The following is a 20495-nucleotide window of genomic DNA, read 5'->3' on the forward strand; positions in this document are numbered from 1 at the left end:
CGTGACACGAGCCGGGCGCGCGGCGGCAGGCTCGGGAAGAGGGGTGATCGACGGCCGTGCCGCCCGCCTGGTCGTCCGCGGCGTTCGCCGTGCTGCAGCGCATCGGCCGCTCGCTCATGATGCCCATCGCGGTCCTGCCGGCCGCGGGGCTGCTGTTCCGCTTCGGCCAGGACGACCTGCTCGGCGTGGACGGGCTCGGCGGCACGCTCCCCTGGCTCCTGCCGGTGGCCGGGGTGCTCGCGGCGGCCGGAGGCGCGCTGTTCGAGAACCTGCCGCTGCTGTTCGCCGTCGGCGTGGCCATCGGGTTCGCCCGCAAGTCCGACGGCTCCACCGCGCTGGCGGCGCTGGTCGGCTACCTGGTGTTCGACCGGGTGACCAAGACCCTGTTCTTCGAGGCCGGGCACGGCGCCGTCTACACCAAGGTCGCCGTGACCCTGCGCGACGGCTCCCCCACGCTCGACCTGGGCGCCCAGAACCCGACCGGCGTGCTGGGCGGCATCGTCATCGGCATCACGGCCGCGCTGCTCTGGCAGCGCTTCTACCGCGTCAAGCCGCCGCCCTGGCTGGCCTTCTTCGGCGGGCGGCGGGCCGTTCCGATCATCACCGCCGTCGCCGCGCTGCTCATCGGCGTCGCGTTCGGCCTGCTGTGGCGGCCGATCGGCGACTGGCTTTCGAACGTCGGCGACTGGCTGTCGGCCCACGGAACGGCCGGCACCGGCATCTACGGCGTCGCGAACCGCCTGCTCATCCCCGTCGGCCTGCACCACTTCCTCAACACCATCGTCTGGTTCACCCTCCCCGAGTGCCGGGCGGGCGTGAACGGCGCCACCAGGGACGCCTCCGGCGATCTCAACTGCTACTTCGCCGGTGAGCAGGGCGCCGGGATCTTCATGACGGGCTTCTTCCCCGTCATGATGTTCGGCCTGCTGGGCGCGGCCATCGCGATGTGGCGGGCCGCACCGCCGCCCCGGCGCAAGGCGGTCGGCGGCATCATGCTCTCGGCCGGGCTGACGGCGTTCGTCACCGGCATCACCGAGCCGCTGGAGTTCGCCTTCATCTTCGTCGCGCCCGTGCTGTTCGTCCTGCACGCGCTGCTCACGGGCCTGTCGATGGCGCTGATGGCCGAGCTGGGCGCGCGGCTCGGCTTCACGTTCTCGGGCGGTGCCATCGACATGGCGCTGAACGCCACCAAGTCCAACACCCACGGCCTGCCGCTGATCCTGGCGTTCGGGGCCGCGTACTTCGTGCTCTACTACGTCGTCTTCGCCGTCCTGATCCGCCGCCTCAACCTGCCGACCCCGGGCCGAGAACCAGACACTGACTCACAGAAGGACACGAAAGCCCCCTCCTGATCAATTCAAGACACCCGAAATCACCGCTTCGCCCTACCCGAAACCGCTCATGGCGACCCCGGGACCACTCCAACTCGGGACCGACTTCCGCCGCATCAGCGGACATACCGCCACCCCACCCGCCGAAGTTGGTGGCGGTTGTATTGCTCGGCCGGACCGAAAACTCCTAGAAGCGTTTCCTTCTCTCCCCCATGAAACGGAGGTTCGCCATGGCCCTCGACTCCACCGCCGCAGCCTCGTACGACGAGGGCCACCGCACCCACGGATCCCTGGCGCTCGACCGCCCTCCGATGGTGTGGGGCCCCGCCGGAGCTCCGCCCGACGAACGCAGGCTGCGCCACCTCGCCCAGGCCCTGGCCGAGGTGCTGGCCGGCCGCCGCCCGGCCACGACCGTGGCCGACCGGCTCATCGCCCGCGCCTACCGCGACCTGGTGCGCATGGGCCGCATGTACCACGGCAACCGCCCGCCGTTCGCGGGCCGCGTCCACCTGACCGAGCCGTGCGACGGCGCCATCGAGATGTGCACGCTCATCCACTGCTGCGACCGCGACCACGTCCTCGCCCTGCGCCTGGAACGACGCGGCGCCCACTGGCTCTGCACCGCCGTCGAAACCGCCTGAACCGGCACGACAGGACGAACTCCGGCGAGAACAGCACGAACCACAGCGAGACCGCCACGAACGCCAGCAAGGACAGGACGAACTCCGGTGAGACACCACGAACACCGGCAAGGACAAGACGAACTCCGGTGAGACCACCACGAACACCGGTGAGACCACCACGAACACCGGTGGGAACAGCACGAACCCCCGCCCTCACACGAGAGCGGGGGCCCAGCGAGAACGATGCGGCTACGGCCGTGGCGACCAGAAGACCGCCACGGCCGGGACCGCAGTCTCTGCCTGCCTCAGGCGGCGTTCTTCGGGTCGCCGTGGCAGCGCTTGTACTTCTTGCCCGAGCCGCAGGGGCAGGGCGCGTTGCGCTCGACGTTGCCGTACGCCGCGCGCTCGGCCGCAGTGGTGCGCACCTTGACGTGCTCCACGTCGCCCTGCTCGCCGGGCGCGGTGTATTCGAGCTCCGCCGGACGCTGCGGCCCGCGCAGCCCGCGCGCGATGATCGAGCGGGTCTCCGCGATGGCGGCGTCCTCTTCCTCGACGATCGGGTTTTCCTGCACCTCGACCTCGAGGTTGAACAGGAAGCCGACGGAGTCCTCCTTGATGCCCTCGAGCATCGCGGTGAACATCTCGTAGCCCTCGCGGGCGTACTCGATCTTCGGGTCCTTCTGCGCGTAGGCCCGCATGCCGATGCCCTCGCGCAGGTAGTCCATCTCGTAGAGGTGCTCGCGCCACTTGCGGTCGAGGACGGACAGGATGACCCGGCGCTCGAGGTCGCGCATGGTCTCGGCGCCGAACTCCTGCTCACGCCGGTCGTAGGCGGCCAGCGCGTCGGCCTTGACCCGCTCGCTGATCAGCTCGGGGGTCAGCTCCTCGCGGCCGCCGGCCTCCTCGACGAGGTCCTCGATGCGGACCGTGATCGGGTAGAGCTCGCCGAACGCCTTCCACAGCTTGTCGAGGTCCCACTCCTCGGCGAAGCCCTCGGAGGTGGCGCCCTGGACGTAGCCGTCGATGACCTCTTCGATGAAGCCCCGCACCTGCTGCTGCAGGTCGGCGCCCTCAAGCACGCGACGGCGCTCGGCGTAGATCACCTTGCGCTGGCGGTCCATGACCTCGTCGTACTTGAGAACGTCCTTGCGGATCTCGAAGTTCTGCTGCTCGACCTGGTGCTGAGCGGAGGCGATGGCCTTGGAGACGATGCCGGACTCGATCGGCTGGTCGTCGGGGATGTTGAGCCGCGTCATGATCATCTCGACCCTGGCCGAGTTGAACAGACGCATGAGGTCGTCGCCCAGCGACAGGTAGAAGCGCGACTCGCCCGGGTCGCCCTGACGGCCGGACCGACCGCGCAGCTGGTTGTCGATGCGGCGCGACTCGTGGCGCTCGGTGCCGAGGACGTAGAGGCCGCCGAGCGCGACCACCTCGTCGTGCTCGGCCTTGACCGCCGCACGCGCCTTCTCCAGCGCCTCGGGGTAGGCCTTCTCGTACTCCTCCGGCGTCTCGACCGGGTCGAGCCCGCGCTGGCGCAGCTCCTGGTCGGCGCGGAACTCGGAGTTGCCGCCGAGCATGATGTCGGTGCCTCGACCGGCCATGTTGGTGGCGACGGTCACGGCGCCCTTGCGGCCCGCCTCGGCGATGATCGCGGCCTCACGCGCGTGGTTCTTCGCGTTGAGCACCTCGTGCGGCACGCCGCGCCGCTTGAGCGCCCGCGACAGCCGCTCGGACTTCTCGACCGAGGTGGTGCCGACCAGCACCGGCTGGCCCTTCTTGTGGCGCTCGGCGATGTCCTCGACCACCGCGGCGAACTTGGCGTCCTCGGTCTTGTAGACGACGTCCGGCTGGTCCTTGCGGATCATCGGCCGGTTGGTCGGGATCGGGACGACGCCCAGCTTGTACGTCTGGTGGAACTCGTTGGCCTCGGTGGTCGCCGTACCGGTCATGCCGGCCAGCTTCTCGTAGAGGCGGAAGTAGTTCTGGAGGGTGACCGTGGCGAGAGTCTGGTTCTCGTCCTTGATCTTCACGCCCTCTTTGGCCTCGATGGCCTGGTGCATGCCCTCGTTGTAGCGGCGGCCGTGCAGGATGCGGCCGGTGAACTCGTCGACGATCAGCACCTCGCCGTCGGCGACGATGTAGTCCTTGTCCTTCTTGAACAGCTCTTTCGCCTTGAGCGCGTTGTTCAGGAAGCCGACCAGGTGGGTGTGCTCCGGCTTGTAGAGGTTGTCGATGCCGAGCCAGTCCTCGACCTTCGCGACGCCCGACTCCAGGATGCCGACCGTGCGCTTCTTCTCGTCGACGATGTAGTCGCCGGTGCTCTCCTCGCCGGGGTTCTTCGCCTCGACGCCCCTGCGCAGGCGGGGCACGATCTTGGCGAACTCCTGGTACCACTTGCCCGACTGCTCGCCCGGACCCGAGATGATCAGCGGGGTGCGGGCCTCGTCGATGAGGATCGAGTCGACCTCGTCGACGATGGCGAAGAAGTGGCCGCGCTGCACGCACTCGTCCAGCGACCAGGCCATGTTGTCGCGCAGGTAGTCGAAGCCGAACTCGTTGTTGGTGCCGTACGTGATGTCGGCCTGGTACTGCTTGCGCCGCTCATCGGGCTGCTGGCCCGCGACGATGCAGCCCACCTCGAGGCCGAGGAAGCGGTGGACACGGCCCATCGTCTCGGCGTCGCGCTTGGCCAGATAGTCGTTGACGGTGACGACGTGGACGCCCTTGCCTGCGATCGCATTGAGGTAAGACGGCAGCGTACAGGTCAGCGTCTTGCCCTCACCGGTCTTCATCTCGGAGATGTTGCCCATGTGAAGGTTGGCGCCGCCCATGATCTGAACGTCATAGGGCCGCTGCCCGAGCACGCGGCGAGCCGCCTCGCGCACGGTAGCGAAAGCCTCAGGCAGGAGGTCATCGAGGCTTTCGCCGTCAGCGTGACGCTGGCGGAACTCGTCCGTCAGCGCACGCAACTCCGCGTCGGACAGGCTCGTGAAGTCGTCCTCGATGGAGTTGACCTGGTCTGCGATCCGCTTGAGCTTGCGCAGGATCTTGCCTTCGCCGGCACGTAGGATCTTGTCGAGAATGGCTGCCACTTTATGTAAAGCTCCTCGCAGGTCTACCCCGGCGGCGCCGCCAGGAGGAGAGGCCGAGACAAACTTCCCCGCCTGCCATCGTAGGCGGTCTCGCAACCAGACACAGCCACCGTGCCGACGAGGGCACCGAACCGGTCTGGGAGAATGAAGGGAAGGCAGAGGGTATGCCGGTGGAGAGCCGGCTCGCACCAATTGCGGGATTTCCGGCAAAGGAAGGATTAGTCATGGTTGAGGGGAAGAAGTCGGAGCAAACCGAGCATCTCGGCAGCCACGCCGGGCGCGCGTCTTCGTGGCTCGCGGTGGTCGTGATGCTGGTGGGAACGGTCGTGGCCGGCTTCGGACTCACGGCCTCGAACTGGACGATCGTGTGGATCGGCGCCGGTGTGTTCGTCGTCGGCGGAATCCTCGCCCTCGTCTTCGACATCTTCACCGACGTCGTGATCGACGCGCCCCGGGTGGGGATGCGCGCCGAGGATCATCGCTGACCCCAGGCTTCGCACGGCGGGCGCCCGAACACCGGGCCGCCCGCCGTTTCATATCCAGATCTTTGCGACTACGCCCGGGCGTGTCCCACCCCCACATTCCCCCTCGAACACCCACATTCCGCCCCGTCTTGTAGCGCTCACCGAACGTCCATCAGAAGATCTTCGACGCGCTCCGCGGGCCAGGCATGAAATCCGTCGCCGGATCACACGCCGGCAGCACTCAACGGACCCGCACCAGGCCGTCGATGGGGACGGCACGCCTTGTGGGCGAACCGGCCACACCGGCCAGGCGACCCACGAAAACGCTCACCAAATGAGCACGCGCAGCCTTCGTGCTCGGAACCATCGGCTGCACACGACAGGGCGGCACCTGCGCCCTTGAGCCGGGCACACGTGCCGCGCGTCGGACGAGTCCGATCGTCACCCGGCCCGCCCCGACGCGGACGTTGCCCGGCAAGCCGATACCACCCACCCTCACACGGACACTGCCCAGCAACCCGAAACCACCCACCCTCACACGGACACTGCCCAGCAACCCGAAACCACCCACCCTCACACGGACACTGCCCAGCAACCCGAAACCACCCACCCTCACACGGACACTGCCCAGCAACCCGAAACCACCCACCCTCACACGGACACTGCCCAGCAACCCGAAACCACCCACCCTCACACGGACACTGCCCGGTAAGGCGAACCCAGCCGCACCGACGACCACTCCGCCACACCAAACCGCCCGACGAGCACCTCGCCACACCAAACCGCCCGACGCCGACGACCGGCCATCACGTGATCACCGTCGATGTCCTTCATTCGGTTCGTCTGGCCGGTTTGCTCGGCCGGCGGTTTTGTCGGTGGACGTCGCTAGATTGCTCGCATGCATCGCCGTACGGACTCGCAGATATGAGCGACGTCACCGACCTCACCCCCGACGAGGCCCGCCGCATCATCCTCCGCGCGCAGGGCCTCATCGGCGCCGATGCCCGCAAAGGCGGGGTGCACGCCATGCTCCGCAGGCTCGGCGCCGTGCAGCTCGACACCATCTCGGTCCTCGCCCGCTCCCACGAGCTGGTCGCCTACGCCCGGCTCGGCGCGATCGGCAGGGCCGCGGTCGAGCGCGCCTACTGGCACGACCCGGCGCTCAGCTTCGAATACTGGTGCCACGCCGCCTGCCTGCTGCCCATCGAGCACTGGCCGCTCTACTCGTTCCGGCGCCGGGCCTTCCGCGAGCGACGTTATCGCTGGCACGAGGTCCCCGACGGCGTCGAGAAGCTGCTCGACCAGGCCCGCGAGTCCGGCCCGCTGACCACGTCCGACGTGGGCGGCGCCAAGAACGGCGGCCCCTGGTGGGACTGGTCCGACTCCAAGATCGGCCTGGAGTGGCTGCTCGACATCGGCGAGCTGGTCTGCACCCGCCGCGTCGGCTGGCGCCGCGTCTACGACCTGGCCGAGCGCGCTGTTCCGCCGGAGCTGCTGGCCGAGGAGCCGACCGACGAGGAGTGCATCACCCGCCTGGCCGGCATCGCCGGTCGCAGTCTCGGCGTGGCCAACCGTACCGACCTCACCGACTTCCTGCGCCTCAAGGGCCGCTACGCCGAAATCCTCGACGAGGCCCTGCTCAGCGGCGCGGCCGGCCTGGTGCCGGTGACGGTCACCGGCTGGCCGGGCAAGCGTGGACGCCCCAACGCCTGGGCCGACCCGTCCGCCCTGGCCGCCGAGCCGCGCGGGCGCCACCGCACCACGCTGGTGTCGCCGTTCGACTCCCTCATCTGGCATCGGGGGCGCACCGAGCGCGTGTTCGGCTTCACGTACACGCTCGAGCTGTACGTCCCCAAGCACAAGCGCGTCCACGGCTACTTCACGATGCCCGTGCTGGCGGGCGGCCGCCTGATCGGGCGGGTCGACCCGGCCCGCGAGGGCTCGACCCTGGTGGCCCGGCAGCTCAGCCTGGAGCCCGGCCTCTCGGCCGCCAAGTGGGCCGACGCCATGCGCGAGGCCCTGTGGTCCGCGGCCTCGTGGGTCGGCTGCGACAACGTACGCGTCGAACGCGCCAACCCTCCGGAGCTCCTGCCCATCCTCAACACACGGCCCGACGGGGCGTAACCCGCAGCGACACTCGGCTCCCCTGCGTTCGTCCTCAGCACGCGCGCTGGGGACGAACGCGCTTAAGCCCCATGGCCCCGCCCAGCATGTGAGCGGGGCCGTGGGCCGGCAGTACGAACCGCCGCGCGCAGGGAGCTCACGCACCCGCCAGCTCACAAGACCGACGGCTCACGAGACCGGCCGCGCACCACAGACTGACCGCGAAAACCACACCACACACCACGCATCACACCCGACCGCAAGACCCGAGAACCGCTGGAGCCAACACCACTGCCCACGGCCGCCCACCGGTTCGCCGGGGCGGGGCTGCCCGTCGCGCAGGACGGTGCCGTCGCAAGACCTGCCCACTCACCAAGCCCAGGCATCAGGAGACCAGTCCAACGCGAAGGGCGAATACCTGCGGGTCCATCACGCAGGCAGACCGGTTCGCCGAACCTCACAGCGCCACAGCGCGCAGCAAGACCATAGTCCGCACCAAGCGGGCCAGCCCACACGACTGGCGACTGACAGGGCGGGGCAGCAGGGTGAGCCGGGGCGGGGCGGGAGTGTCGGCCCAGCACGGGCAGCACCCGCGAACCACCGAAATCACCGACCTACAACCCCAGGCAAGGCGGGCGATGCCGGCCCAGCACGAGCAACACCCGCGAACCACCGAAATCACCGACCTGCTGCGCCGGGCGGGACGGGAGTGTTGACCCGGGCGGGGCGGGGTTGTCGGCCGGGCGGGGCGGGGGGTGTCGGCCCGGGTGGGGGTGTCGGCCCGGGTGGGGGTGTCGGCCCGGGTGGGGGGTGGGGGTGTTGGCTGGGCGGGGTGGGGGTGTTGGCTGGGGGCCCCGGGATCGGCGGCGCGCGCGACCATCCGTGACGCTGTTCGGGGGTCAGGTGATTTCGAGCATGCGCTCCCGTACCGCGTAGACCACGGCCTCCATCCGCGAGTGCAGCTGCAGCTTGTCGAGGATGTTGCGGACGTGGTTCTTCACCGTGTTCTCGGAGATGAACAGCTGCTTGGCGATCTCCCGGTTGTTCATGCCTTTGGCGACGAGCCGCAGCACCTCCATCTCCCGGTCGGTCAGGCGGGGGACGGGCAGCTGGGGCGGGCGTTCTGCCTCCTTGCGGCTCATGTTGGCGAACTCGCTGATCAGCTTGGCCGCCATCGCCGGGTTGATTAACGACTGGCCTTCGTGCACGCCCCGCACCGCGGCGGGGACGTCGTTGATCTGCACGTCTTTGAGCAGGTAACCGGTGGCTCCCGCCTTGATGGCCTCGAAGAGATCCTCTTCCTCGTCGCTCACCGTCAGCATGATGATGCGGGTGCTCGGGACGGAGGCCTTGATGCCTTTCGTCGCCTCGATCCCGTCCTGCTTGGGCATGCGCACGTCCATGAGCGCGACGTCGGGCATGAGGCGATCGGCCAGTTCGACCGCCTCCTGCCCGTCGCTCGCCTCGCCGACCACCTCGATGTCGGGCTCCGCGGCCAACGCCAGTGCCAGGCTCCGCCTGATCAGCTCGTGGTCGTCCACGATCAGCACGCGGATGGGTTCGCTCGACTGTGTGCGGGTCTCGCCAGACTCGGTCACGAGGCCTCCCTGATCCGCCTCGTGCCTGACTTTCCCTCGTTTCGCTCGCTCACCTGCGCCTGACTGAGCTCGCTCACGTCTCCTCCTCGTCGGGGGGCCAGAGCCGTTGAACCGCCATGATGGCACGTAACCCGCGGTTCTCGGGTGGTCGAGAAGATCTTTTAGCGTGTGATCAGGGCTCTACGAGCCGCAGCACGCCGTAGTTGTACCCACGTCTGTTGTAGACGACCGACGGCAGCCCGCTCTCCTTGTCACGGAACAGGTAGAAGTCGTGGCCGACCAGCTCCATTTCGAGTAGGGCCTGGTCGATGGTCATGGGTTCGGCTTTGTGGAACTTCTCCCGGACGATGAGCGGCCCCTCGCCGTCCATCTCGATCGGGACGATGTCGTCGTACTGCTGGTCGTTCTCCTGCCGCCGCTCGTCCTCTGCGGCTTCGGCCTGCCGGGGGACGGCGGTCTGGGTGCTCGGCTCCGGCTCAAGGGCGCCGGGCAGCGTTCTGGTGATCTCCGCCACGGAGGGCGGGCAGTGGTTGCCGTGATGGACCTTGCGCCGGTCGGCGAGCCTCCTCAGGCGGCCTTCCAGCTTGTCGAGGGCGAGGTCGAGGGCGGCGAACCGGTCGTCGGCCGAGGCTTCTGCACGGATTGTGGGTCCTCGCGAGTGGATGGTGAGCTCGACGCGCTCTCGCTGGCCGGCGAGACGCGGGTTGCGTTCCTTCGACACCTCCACATCGACCCGGATGAGTTTGTTGTCCAGACGTTCGATCCTGGCCAGCTTGGTCGTCACGTGGTCGCGGAACCGATCACTCACTCCTGTGTGCCGGCCCTTGACGATGATGTCCATGCAACAGCCCCCCTTCGTCTAACGACTGAGCAAGAGCGCCCGACGACAGGTGCGCCGGACCGGGTGCACTGTCTGCCTTTCTCTCACCGTTCCCCTCTTCCGACGGAGCGTCACCGGGATCTCGGAGGGCACCCGCCCGGCCGACCTGGTCTTCGACCCCACATCCGCCTGCTGAGGGTCTCGCAGCGCTGTCGCCACTACTGCCCTTCTCTTCTGACGGGGGACATCTGGACCCCCGGGAAGGCAGGACTTACCCCTAAGCCGCACCGTGATCGGTCGACAAAGAGTCGCCTTACGTGGACCGTTTTGCCTGCGGCTGGCATCGGCTAGCAGAGCCGGGGACCCCGACCCTGCGCAACCACGGACCCGAACGGGTGCCATGTCAGAACGCTATCCGCATCCAGCACGAATGTCAGCCGGAGGGTTGGCCGAAGGATCACTTTCCGTGATTTCCCCTGGGTGGGTAAGCGCTCGCCGATGTCCGCTTCAACCGGTCCGCAACCCTTATGGGGACGTGACTCCCGTACGCCCGACCCGGGGCACAGTGGTGACAGGACAGAGACATGTGGCCTCCTGGGCATATTGATGAAAATGATCTTTCTAACGGACGGTGACCGTAATAAAGGTCAAGATCTTCGGTAAGTCAGGCGTGTCGCGGCCACGGTCACCGCGAGTGGCGCCCTCACGCCGGCCGCCCGCAGCGCCCTCGCGGCCTCCGCGAGCGTCGCGCCGGTCGTGACGATGTCGTCCACGAGCAGCGCACAGGGCCCTGGAGGCGTTTTCACGGCTTGGGGCACCTGGAGTGAGCCTGCGAGATTTTCGGCTCTCTCAGTGCCGCTCAGGCCCGCCTGGTCGGTCACCATGCGTGCCTGCTCGAGCCCCAGCCACAGCTCCGCGCCCAGCCCGAGCCCCCGCAGCCGGTCCGCGACCAGCGCCGCCAGCCGCCCCACGGGGTCGTGCCCCCTCCCCCTGCGCATCCTGCGTGAGCTGGGCACGGGCACCACCGCGAACCTCTCCGGCGGCCGCCACCGCCCGAACGCCGCCGCCGCTGCACGCCTCTCCGGCAGAGGCCACCCGAAGGCCGCCGCGCGCCTCTCCGGAGACCACCGCCCGAACGCCGCCGCGTGCCTCTCCGGAGGCGGCCACCACCCGAACGCCGTCAACGCCGCCAGCGTGACCGCCTCCGTCAGCGCCCCGGCCACCGCCACCGCGCCCCGCTCCTTGTAGGCCAGGATGAGGCGGCGCACCGAGCCGGTGTACGGCGCCGCCGACCAGCAGTCGGGCAGGCCGGGCGGGGCCGGGTCGGGCATGCGCCGCGCAGGCGCGGCGGTGAGCGCTGCGTGGCAGCCGGCGCAACACGACGCCCCCTTCGCCCCGCACCCCACACAGGCGGCGGGCAACACCAGATCGAGTACGGCGGTCAGCACGCGCCCCAGCATGCCGCCCGCCACCGACAATTCCGCCCCACGGCCGAGGGCCCCGCGCAAATGCCCTTTGTGTCCTCTACCTGCCCGCGGTGCCGGGCTCGGTCCTTCACGTCTTCGGCGGTGACGGGCATGGCCCTCACCGTCCCCAGGCGATGGCGGGCATGGTCCTCAACCCCTCAGCGGTGCCGACTCGGCCCTCAGCCTCCTCAGCGGTGCCAGGCGTGGTCCTCAACCTCCTCAGCGGTGCCAGGCGTGGTCCTCAACCTCCTCGGCCGTGACGGGCATGGTCCTCAACGCCCACAGCGGTGACAGGCTCGGCTCTCAACGTCCTCAGCGGTGCCGAACTTGCTCCCCAGTGACCTGGACAGCGACGGGCTCGGCCCTTCGTGCTCTCGCATGGTGCCGGGCCGAGGCTTGGGCGGTGGCGGTCGTGGTCCTTGCCTTGGGCCGCGGCCGGGCCGGGCGCCGGCGGATCGCTCAGCCCAGGGGGAAGAGGGGATCGCCGGCAGCCGACTCCAGTTTGGCGGTCCAGGTCTGGCGGTCCTGGTTGAGCTCCAGGATCTTGCCGTCGCCGCCGCTCCCCACCCCGGCCAGGATGCGGTCGTTCAGGGCGGCAAGCGAGGACACGCGGTCCTTCAAGGGCACGCCGCTGGTCTGCCCGTCCCCCACGTTGATCTCGTTCAGTATCTGCCCGGCCTTGCTCTTCACGAGCACGAGCAGCCGCAGGTCATCTGCCCAGGCCACGTCGATGATCTCGTCGCTGCCCTCCGTGGTGGTCAGCGACTGCAGGTTGCCGAGCCGGACGCCGCGGCCCTCGCCGATCAGCGCCCCGATCTGCACGGTCTCGTTGTCGATGGTGACGACGACGCGCACGCCGTCCCTGGCGATGCGCAGGCCGGTGATGTTCAGGCCGACGAACTGCTTGGGCGTGGCGACGCGCTGGGGGCCGCCGCTGCCGTTGGGGTCGTAGCGCAGCAGGGCCTGGTTGTCGCGGTCGTACGTCCATAGCGTGCCGTCGCGCCGCCAGGTCGGCGGGGTGAGGTGCTTGCCCTGGATGACCTCCTGCCAGCCCCCGTCCTGGCCGATCTTGGCGATGGAGACGCCGGTGGAGGTGCGGGCGGCGACGTAGATGCCGTTGCCGTTGTCCTTGGAGACGGCGAAGTGGTCGTAGCCGTCGCGCTGCTCGCCCGCCGCGCCGGCGACGGCGCCGGCCGCGCCGTCCTGGCCGAGGTAGTGCAGGGCGCCGTTGTCCACGTAGTAGGCGCGTTCGCCGCCGTCGCCGAGCCAGCTGTCCTCGGTGCCCGGCCGGTCGGTGATGTACGGCTCGCCGTCCACCTGGACCTCGATGATGCGGCCCTTGGCGATCTCGTTGTTGTTGAGGCTGTGGCGGATCTGGGCGCGCAGGGCGTCCTCGGCGCTGAGGTCGAGCACGTCGAAGTCGCCCCGGAGGTTGATGACGACGCGTTCCTCGCCGGAGCGGATGGACTCGATGGCGCTGCCGGCCGGGAAGCCCGTGGTGACGGCGCCGCGCAGCGCCTCCGTCGGCGGCTCGAGCAGGCGCTTGAGCACGGTCTCGGCGTACGTCTCGGTGGTCTTGAGCCGCAGCCGCACTCGGTCGACGACGAGCCGCGACTGGCCGTCGAGTGCCAGGTAGTAGAGGTTGGTCGGCCGGTACGAGCGGGCCACGTCGGCGGCGGTCAGCAGCAGCCCCTGCGGCAGGCTGTTGACGCGGTAGCCGCCGCCCGGCTCTCTGACCAGCTCGAAGTCCTGCGACCACGGCCCGGCGGTCGGCTTGTACGAGTCGTCCTCGCTGATCTGCGCGACCCACCGGCCCTTGACCGTGATCTTCATGGAGGGCTCGGTGCCGTCCATGGATGCGGGCGGTATGACCTCGTACAGGTCCTCGATCACGGTCACCGGCCCGGACGCGCTCCACTTCTGCCGCGCCTGGGGCGTCAGGTACTGCTGGAGCACGGCCGGGTCCTCGGGGTAGGCCGCCATGGCGGCCTGCAGCCCCCTGAACGTCTCGATGGGCCCCCAGGACCGCTGCGGCCCGATGGCGATCATGCGCTGGAACGGCTTGGTCAGCGGGTCGCCCGCGCCTTCGTCGTTCACCGTGTACGGCGCGCTCGGCGGGATGACCGTGCACCCGGAGCCCGCGAGCATCGCGAGGATCGCGATCAGGGCCGTCACGACGAGCCGGCTAGTCCTCCTCATGGGCGCCCCCGTCTGCCGTGGCGGGGAGGAGGACGGGCGTCATGGAGGTGCGCCACGTGCGCCGCATCTCGATCTCGGGCGGCACCAGCGACAGCGGCGAGCCCTTGAGGTCGGCGCCCGCGACGCGCGGCAGCGTGAGCCGGAACTGCGAGCCCTCGCCGGGCTGGCCCCACGCCTGGAGCCAGCCGCCGTGCAGGGTGGCGTCCTCGCGGGAGATGGCCAGGCCGAGCCCGGTGCCGCCGATGGTGCGCGCCCGCGAGGGGTCGGCCCGCCAGAACCGGTCGAACACCAGCGTCTCCTCGCCTGGCTTGAGTCCGATGCCGTGGTCGCGTACGGCGACGGCGACGGCGTCGCGGTCGGCGCCGACGGTGACCACGATGTCGCGGCCCTCGCCGTGCTCGATGGCGTTGAACAGCAGGTTGCGCAGGATGCGCTCGACCCGTCGGTTGTCGATCTCGGCCATGCAGGGTTCGTTGGGCAGCCGCAGCTCGAAGCGGGTGGAGTGGCGCTCGGCCAGCGCCTCGGAGTCGCCGATGGCGCGCAGCACGACGTCGCGGATGTCGACGGAGTCGAGGTCGAGTGTGGCGGCGCCGGCGTCGTAGCGGCTGATCTCCAGCAGGTCGGCCAGCATCGACTCGAAGCGTTCGAGCTGGGCCTGCATCAGCTCGGCCGAGCGCGCGACCATGGGGTCGAAGTCCTCGCGGGCGTCGTAGAGCAGGTCGGCCGCCATGCGGACGGTGGTGAGCGGGGTGCGCAGCTCGTGGGAGACGTCGGAGACGAACTGCCGCTGCACCTGGGACAGCTCTTCGAGCTGGTGGATCTTGAGCGCGAGGTTGGCGGCCATCTCGTTGAACGAGTTCGCGAGCCGGGCGAGGTCGTCCTCGCCGCGCACCTTGAGCCGCTCGTCCAGCTTGCCCGCGGCGAGGCGCTCGGCGGCCTGGCGGGCCAGCCGTACGGGGGTGACGACCTGCCTGGCCACCAGGTACGCGATGGCGGCGAGCAGCAGCACCAGCCCGAGCCCCACCACGACGATGGCCAGCCGGACGTTGGAGAGCATCTCTTCTTCCTCGGTCATCGGGAAGAAGTGATAGACCTCGTAGTTGCGCCCGTCGGGCTGGTGCACGGCGCCGACCACGACGAACGTGAGCCGCGGCTGGCTCTCGCCGGAGAACTTGATCGTCTGGATCGACGCGACGGTCTTGTCGAAGCGGCCGTTCTTGATGTTGCGCCGCAGGCTCTGCTTGAGCTGCTCGGGCACGTTCGCGGGCACGACGTTGCCGGACGCCCGCGACTCGCCGGGGGTCGTCAGGTTGAGTATCAGCACGTCGTAGCGCTTGCCCGAGCCGTCTTCGCCGGTGCCTGCGACGGTGTTCATGACCTCGTCGAGCCGGTTGACCACGCCCTGTTTGCCGGAGTCGGCGGTCTGCGTCTCGTCGTCGGTCTCCGGGGCCAGCGCGTCGGCGATCTGCAGGCGGTCGGTGAACGCCTCGTTGGTGGCCGACTGGGTGCTGCTGTTGATGACCGACTGGTAGATCTGGCCGTACAGGAAGGTGCCGAGCACCACCACGACGATCATCGAGATCACCAGCGTGCTGGTGACCACCTGGAGCTGGAGCGAGCGCCGCCAGATGCTTCGCGTCCTGCCCGCCGCACGACGGACCCTCCGGCGGACGCCGCCAAGAATCTGGCGGAGCGTCCGTCGGCGGGTCTTACGTCTCGTCGTCGGGGGCATGGCGGGGTGGAACGAGGATCAGGCCGGGCCGGCCTTGTAGCCGACGCCGCGTACCGTCACGACGATCTCGGGGTGCTCGGGGTCCTTTTCGATCTTGGCCCTGAGCCGCTGCACGTGGACGTTCACCAGCCGCGTGTCGGCGGCGTGGCGGTAGCCCCACACCTGCTCGAGCAGCACCTCACGGGTGAAGACCTGGCGCGGCTTGCGGGCCAGGGCCACCAGCAGGTCGAACTCCAGCGGCGTGAGGTTGATGGTCTCGTCGCCTCGCTTGACCGAGTGGCCGGCGACGTCGATGGTGATGTCGCCGATCTGCAGGATCTCGGGGGTGGGCTCGTCCGTACGGCGCAGCCGCGCCCGCACCCTGGCGACCAGTTCCTTCGGCTTGAACGGCTTGACGATGTAGTCGTCGGCACCCGACTCGAGGCCGAGCACGACGTCGATCGTGTCGCTCTTCGCCGTGAGCATGACGATCGGGACCCCCGACTCAGCCCTGATCCTGCGCGCGACATCGATGCCGTCGGCTCCCGGCAGCATCAGGTCGAGCAGGACCAGGTCCGGGCGTGTATCCCGGAACGCGTCGAGGGCCTTGTCGCCATCGGAGACAAAAGACGGCTCGAAGCCTTCCCCTCGCAGCACGATCCCCAGCATCTCGGCGAGAGCGGCGTCGTCGTCAACGACCAGCACGCGACCTTTCATGGCCCCTCATTCGTTCTACGCATTGTGGGACATACCCGCACGATCGCTGAAGGTTACCCTTGGTCGGCCCATGAGTGTGACCTGAGCCCTACAAAAGGCGAATTTTAGGTCCGCCCCCGCGACCGCTATCTCAGTCTGCGGGAACAAGGTGACTTTCGGCCATCCCTGGACGCGAACCTTGCCCCGAATCATCAACCTATGGGGGCAAGATGCACCGGTGAATCCTCTCCGTGACACCATCGTCCGGCCCAGCATGCCAGGATTGGGATATGTCAGACGGTCACGGTCCCACGCCCGAGACGCCATCAGGCTGGTCGGCCGAACAGCCCCCGCCCTACAGCGCCCCGCCGGCCTCCCCTTGGACCGCGCCTGGCTCTCAGCAGCAGGTGCCCTACGGCGGCCCCCCTTATCAGCAGGCGCCCACCGGGCCGCAGGCACCCCATGACGGGCATCAACCGCCCCATCCCCCGCAGCGGCCGTACCAGAGCATGCTCCATCCGCCGGCGCTCAGGCCCGGCATCATCCCGCTCCGGCCGCTCGGTCTCGGCGACATCCTCGACGGCACGATCAAGCTCATCAGGTCCAACCCCAAGGCCGTGCTCGGCCTGTCGGCCGTCGCCGCGCTGCTCACCTCCGTCCCGCTGGGCGTGGGGCAGGCGCTCATCATGGACTCCAGCCGTGCCGCGATCGAGGATCCGGTACGCGCCTCCAACGCCGAGTTCGAGGCCATGGTCGGCACGTTCGGCGCCACGCTGGTCTCGTACGCCGTGCAGTTCATCGCCGTCACGCTGCTGACCGGTGTGCTGACCCGCATTCTCGGCCGGGCCGTCTTCGGCGGCAACATCACCGCGGGCGAGGCGTGGCAGCTGTCCAAGTCGCGCGTTCCTGCGCTGTTCGGCGTGGTGGGGCTGATGACCCTCATCATGATCATACCGGTGGTGGTGTTCGCCGTGCTCGTCATCGGGCTCAGCGTCTCCGGGGCGAGCGGCGGCGGGATGCTCGGAGCGACGCTGCTGTTCCTGCTCTTCTACATCGGCTACTACCTGTTCTTCAGAACCCGCTTCGCCCTCGCATCCCCCGCCGTCGTGCTGGAGGGCCTTGGCCCCATCGCCGCCATGCGCCGCTCGTGGCGGCTCGTCACCGGCGACTTCTGGCGGATGTTCGGCATCCTGCTGCTCACCATGCTGCTGGTGCAGTTCGTCGGAAGCGTCCTGACCTTTCCGTTCACGGTTGTCGGCACCGCCCTCGGCACGTTCGGTGCGGGCTCGGCGGCGACGACCGTGGTGACCGCCGTCCTGCTGGCCGTCGGCTCGACGGTCGGCCTGATGGTGGTCTATCCGTTCGAGGCGGGCGTGGCCGGCCTGCTGTACGCCGACCGTCGCATGCGCAGCGAGGCGTTCGACCTCGTCCTGCAGACGGCGGCCATCGAGCAGCAGCGCCAGGGCTGGGTGCACGCCTCCGCCGACGAGCTGTGGCACTCGGACAACTCCGCGCGGTCGTGAGCCCGATCGACCGGGAGGAGGCCGCCCGCAGGGCCGCGGAAGAGCTCCTGCGCCCCGACTACGAGAAGGAGCCGCTGCTCGACCGCATCCGCCGGTACATCCTCCAGTTCATCGGCGACCTCGTCGACGGCGTCATCGGCGGCGGCACGGCGGGCGGGGTCATCGCGGCCGTGATCATCACGGCGATCATCCTGGGCTTCATCGCGCTCATCGGCTGGCGGCTGAGCAAGGCGTCCCGCCGCGACGCGGCCCCGTCGGCCGGGCTGTTCGGCGAGCAGGCCATGACGGCGGCCCAGCACCGCCAGGCCGCGGAAGAGTTCGCCGCCCAGGAGCGCTGGACGGAGGCGCTGCAGGAACGCCTGCGCGCCATCGCCCGCGACCTGGAGGAGCGCGCGCTGGTCGTCGGCATGCCCGGACGCACGGCCGACGAGCTCGCCGCCGAAGCGGCCCAGGCGCTGCCCGCCTTCGCCGGGGAACTCGCGGCGGCGGCCCGCTCGTTCGACGACGTGACCTATGGCGGGGTGGCGGGCACCAGGGAGGCGTACGCGGCGATGGCGAGCCTCGACGAGCGCCTGCGCCAGGCCCGCCCCGCCCCCATGGCCACGGCCGCGGAACCCACCGGCGCGAAGCCCACCGGCGCGGAGGCCACCGCCGCCGGCCCACCGCCGGCTCCGCCACGGGGAGCGGCCCGTGAGCCTCACCACCGTCCCCCCGGCGGCCTCCACTCCCACCTCGCCCACCGTGCGCTCCGCCTGGCGCTCCAGCCGGACGATCGTGCTGCTGGGCGCCGCCATCGTGCTGGCCGCCGTGCTGTCGGTGCTGCTGGGCCGCGACCCCGCACCCGCCCGCCATCTCGACCCCGACGACACCTCGCTCGCCGGCTCCAAGGCGCTGGCCGAGCTGCTGCGCGGCCGGGGCGTCACCGTCGAGAAGGTCGACTCCGTCGAGGCGGCGGCCGCCAAGGGCGCGGGCGGCGACCGGCTGCTGCTGATCACCGACACCACCTACCTCGACCACTACAGCCTGGCCAGGGTCCCCGGCGACCGGGTGCTCGTCGGCGACCTGCCCGGCCTGCCCGCGCTCGCCCCCGGCGTGACCTCCGCGCCCGACGGCCTGGCCCGCACCCGCTCGCGCGAGCCCGAGTGCGACCTGCCGGCGGCCACGGCGGCGGGCAGCGCCTATCTCGGCGGCGCGCGGCTGCGCGGCCCCGCGGGCTCGACCGGCTGCTACCCGGTCGAGGGCGGGTACGCGCTGGTGCGCTACCAGTACGGCGGCGGCACGATCACGGTCGTCGGCGACGGCTCGTTCATGACCAACCAGCGTCTGGCCGAGGACGGCAACGCGGCGCTGGCGCTCAACCTCATCGGCACCGGCAAGCCGGTCATCTGGGTCGTACGCCCGCAGACGCCGCCTCCGGCGAGGCTGCCCGGCGAGAGCGGCGCCTCGCTGTACGACCTGATGCCCGGCAGCATCCGCTGGGGCGTCTACATGGCGATCATCGCGGTGGCCGTCACCGCGTTCTGGCGGGGCCGCCGCCTGGGCCCGGTGGTCGTGGAGAAGCTGCCGGTCGTGGTCAGGGCCGCCGAGACCGTGGAGGGCCGGGGCAGGCTCTACCGCGCCAGGCGCGCGCGGGAACGCGCGGCCGACGCGCTGCGCGCCGCTACGATCGACCGGCTCACGCCCAGGCTGGGGCTCGGCACGGGCGCGGCCCGGCACGAGGTGGTGACCGCGCTCGCGGCCCGTACGGGCGAGGACCCCCACCTGGTCGGCGACGCGCTCTACGGCCCGCCCCCGCCGGACGACGCGGGGCTGGTGGCGCTCGCCCGATATCTGGACTCCATCGAAAGGACCGTCAGTGAGCTTTGACGAGACTTACCGCGCACCGCAGCAGGCCGATGCGGCCAGGGAAGCGCTGAGCGCGCTGCGCGCCGAGGTGTCCAAGGCCGTGGTCGGCCAGGACTCGGTGGTGACGGGGCTGGTCATCGCGCTGCTGTGCCGGGGCCACGTCCTGCTCGAAGGCGTGCCCGGCGTGGCCAAGACGCTGATGGTCCGCACGCTCGCCGCCGCGCTGGCGCTGGACTTCAAGCGGGTGCAGTTCACCCCCGACCTGATGCCGGGCGACGTGACCGGCTCGCTGGTCTACGACACCAAGACCGCGGAGTTCGAGTTCCGCGAGGGCCCGGTCTTCACCAACCTGCTGCTCGCCGACGAGATCAACCGCACGCCGCCGAAGACGCAGGCGGCGCTGCTGGAGTCGATGGAGGAGCGGCAGGTCAGCGTGGAGGGCACGGCGCGCGAGCTGCCCGACCCGTTCGTGGTCTGCGCGACCCAGAACCCCGTCGAGTACGAGGGCACCTACCAGCTCCCTGAGGCCCAGCTCGACCGGTTCCTGCTGAAGCTGACCGTGCCGCTGCCGCCGCGCGAGCAGGAGATCGCGGTGCTCGAACGCCACGCGCGCGGCTTCGACCCGCGCGACCTGTCGCAGGTCAAGGCCGTCGCGTCGGCCGCCGACCTGGCGGCCGGGCGCGAGGCGGTGGCCGCGGTGCACGTGGCGCCCGAGGTGCTCGGCTACATCGTGGACGTGGCCCGCGCGACGCGGAACTCCCCGTCGCTGCAGCTCGGCGTCTCCCCGCGCGGTGCCACGGCGCTGCTCGCGGCCTCGCGGGCGTGGGCGTGGCTGTCGGGCCGCACGTACGTCACGCCGGACGACGTCAAGGCCCTGGCCAGGCCCGCGCTGCGCCACCGCGTGCAGCTGCGCCCCGAGGCGGAGCTTGAGGGCGCGACCGCCGACGGCCTGCTCGACGGCATCCTCGCCTCCGTCCCGGTCCCGCGCTGATGGCGGGCACCGCATTCGCAGGGCGGGGGT

General features: G+C 70.0%; 15 protein-coding genes. 7 read left to right on the plus strand and 8 right to left on the minus strand.

Annotation, left to right across the window (positions count from 1 at the left end; genetic code table 11):
• Positions 1-116 precede the first annotated feature (116 nt).
• Complete coding sequence (locus WBK31_RS29870; RefSeq protein WP_364061361.1) at positions 117-1352, plus strand: PTS transporter subunit EIIC; 1236 nt, start codon at positions 117-119, stop codon at positions 1350-1352.
• 191 nt (positions 1353-1543) lie between these two features.
• Positions 1544-1972, plus strand: a complete 429-nt coding sequence (locus WBK31_RS29875; RefSeq protein ID WP_378786364.1) for an Rv3235 family protein — start codon at positions 1544-1546, stop codon at positions 1970-1972.
• A gap of 287 nt (positions 1973-2259) precedes the next feature.
• On the opposite strand, the gene secA is transcribed toward WBK31_RS29875, so the two are convergent.
• Positions 2260-5049: a preprotein translocase subunit SecA gene (gene secA, locus WBK31_RS29880; RefSeq protein ID WP_364060221.1), complete on the minus strand. Its 2790-nt coding sequence runs from the start codon at positions 5047-5049 to the stop codon at positions 2260-2262.
• A gap of 224 nt (positions 5050-5273) precedes the next feature.
• On the opposite strand from secA, the gene WBK31_RS29885 reads away from it, so the two are divergent.
• Together WBK31_RS29885 and WBK31_RS29890 are read left to right on the plus strand one after the other, a co-directional pair.
• Positions 5274-5534, plus strand: coding sequence for an HGxxPAAW family protein (locus tag WBK31_RS29885; protein WP_364060218.1), 261 nt, complete (start codon positions 5274-5276; stop codon positions 5532-5534).
• A gap of 903 nt (positions 5535-6437) precedes the next feature.
• Positions 6438-7637 (plus strand): DNA glycosylase AlkZ-like family protein, encoded by a 1200-nt coding sequence (locus tag WBK31_RS29890; protein ID WP_364060215.1) that lies wholly within the window; start codon positions 6438-6440, stop codon positions 7635-7637.
• A gap of 878 nt (positions 7638-8515) precedes the next feature.
• Here WBK31_RS29890 and WBK31_RS29895 read toward each other — a convergent pair.
• The 6 genes from WBK31_RS29895 to mtrA all read right to left on the minus strand — a co-directional run bounded on the left by WBK31_RS29895 (position 8516) and on the right by mtrA (position 16127).
• A complete protein-coding gene (locus WBK31_RS29895) occupies positions 8516-9214 on the minus strand; it encodes a response regulator transcription factor (protein ID WP_364060212.1) in 699 nt (232 codons plus the stop codon).
• 172 nt (positions 9215-9386) lie between these two features.
• Entirely contained in the window at positions 9387-10055 is a 669-nt protein-coding gene (gene hpf, locus WBK31_RS29900; protein WP_364060209.1) for a ribosome hibernation-promoting factor, HPF/YfiA family, read from the minus strand.
• Positions 10056-10681: 626 nt separating this feature from the next.
• The gene (locus WBK31_RS29905; RefSeq protein ID WP_406673514.1) at positions 10682-11365 is read right to left on the minus strand and encodes a ComF family protein; all 684 of its coding nucleotides are present in this window, start codon (positions 11363-11365) and stop codon (positions 10682-10684) included.
• Between the two features lie 594 nt (positions 11366-11959).
• Positions 11960-13675: an LpqB family beta-propeller domain-containing protein gene (locus WBK31_RS29910; protein WP_378786358.1), complete on the minus strand. Its 1716-nt coding sequence runs from the start codon at positions 13673-13675 to the stop codon at positions 11960-11962.
• A gap of 10 nt (positions 13676-13685) precedes the next feature.
• Positions 13686-15431, minus strand: coding sequence for an MtrAB system histidine kinase MtrB (mtrB, locus tag WBK31_RS29915; RefSeq protein WP_378786356.1), 1746 nt, complete (start codon positions 15429-15431; stop codon positions 13686-13688).
• A gap of 18 nt (positions 15432-15449) precedes the next feature.
• Entirely contained in the window at positions 15450-16127 is a 678-nt protein-coding gene (gene mtrA / locus WBK31_RS29920; protein ID WP_090763607.1) for an MtrAB system response regulator MtrA, read from the minus strand.
• A gap of 488 nt (positions 16128-16615) precedes the next feature.
• Here mtrA and WBK31_RS29925 point away from each other — a divergent pair, with 488 nt between their 5' ends.
• Complete coding sequence (locus WBK31_RS29925) at positions 16616-17629, plus strand: glycerophosphoryl diester phosphodiesterase membrane domain-containing protein (RefSeq protein WP_364060196.1); 1014 nt, start codon at positions 16616-16618, stop codon at positions 17627-17629.
• 58 nt (positions 17630-17687) lie between these two features.
• Here WBK31_RS29925 and WBK31_RS29930 read toward each other — a convergent pair whose 3' ends face one another.
• On the minus strand, positions 17688-18038 hold the full coding sequence (locus WBK31_RS29930; RefSeq protein WP_406673515.1) for a hypothetical protein: 351 nt from the start codon (positions 18036-18038) through the stop codon (positions 17688-17690).
• 281 nt (positions 18039-18319) lie between these two features.
• Here WBK31_RS29930 and WBK31_RS29935 point away from each other — a divergent pair, with 281 nt between their 5' ends.
• Positions 18320-19495, plus strand: coding sequence for a DUF4350 domain-containing protein (locus WBK31_RS29935; RefSeq protein WP_378786351.1), 1176 nt, complete (start codon positions 18320-18322; stop codon positions 19493-19495).
• Positions 19485-20465, plus strand: coding sequence for a MoxR family ATPase (locus WBK31_RS29940; RefSeq protein WP_364060187.1), 981 nt, complete (start codon positions 19485-19487; stop codon positions 20463-20465). Before WBK31_RS29935 ends, WBK31_RS29940 begins: the two co-directional genes overlap by 11 nt.
• The last annotated feature ends 30 nt before the right edge of the window (positions 20466-20495 follow it).

The organism is Nonomuraea sp. N2-4H (assembly GCF_045291505.1).
In the GTDB taxonomy this organism is placed as follows: Bacteria; Actinomycetota; Actinomycetes; order Streptosporangiales; family Streptosporangiaceae; genus Nonomuraea; species Nonomuraea fastidiosa.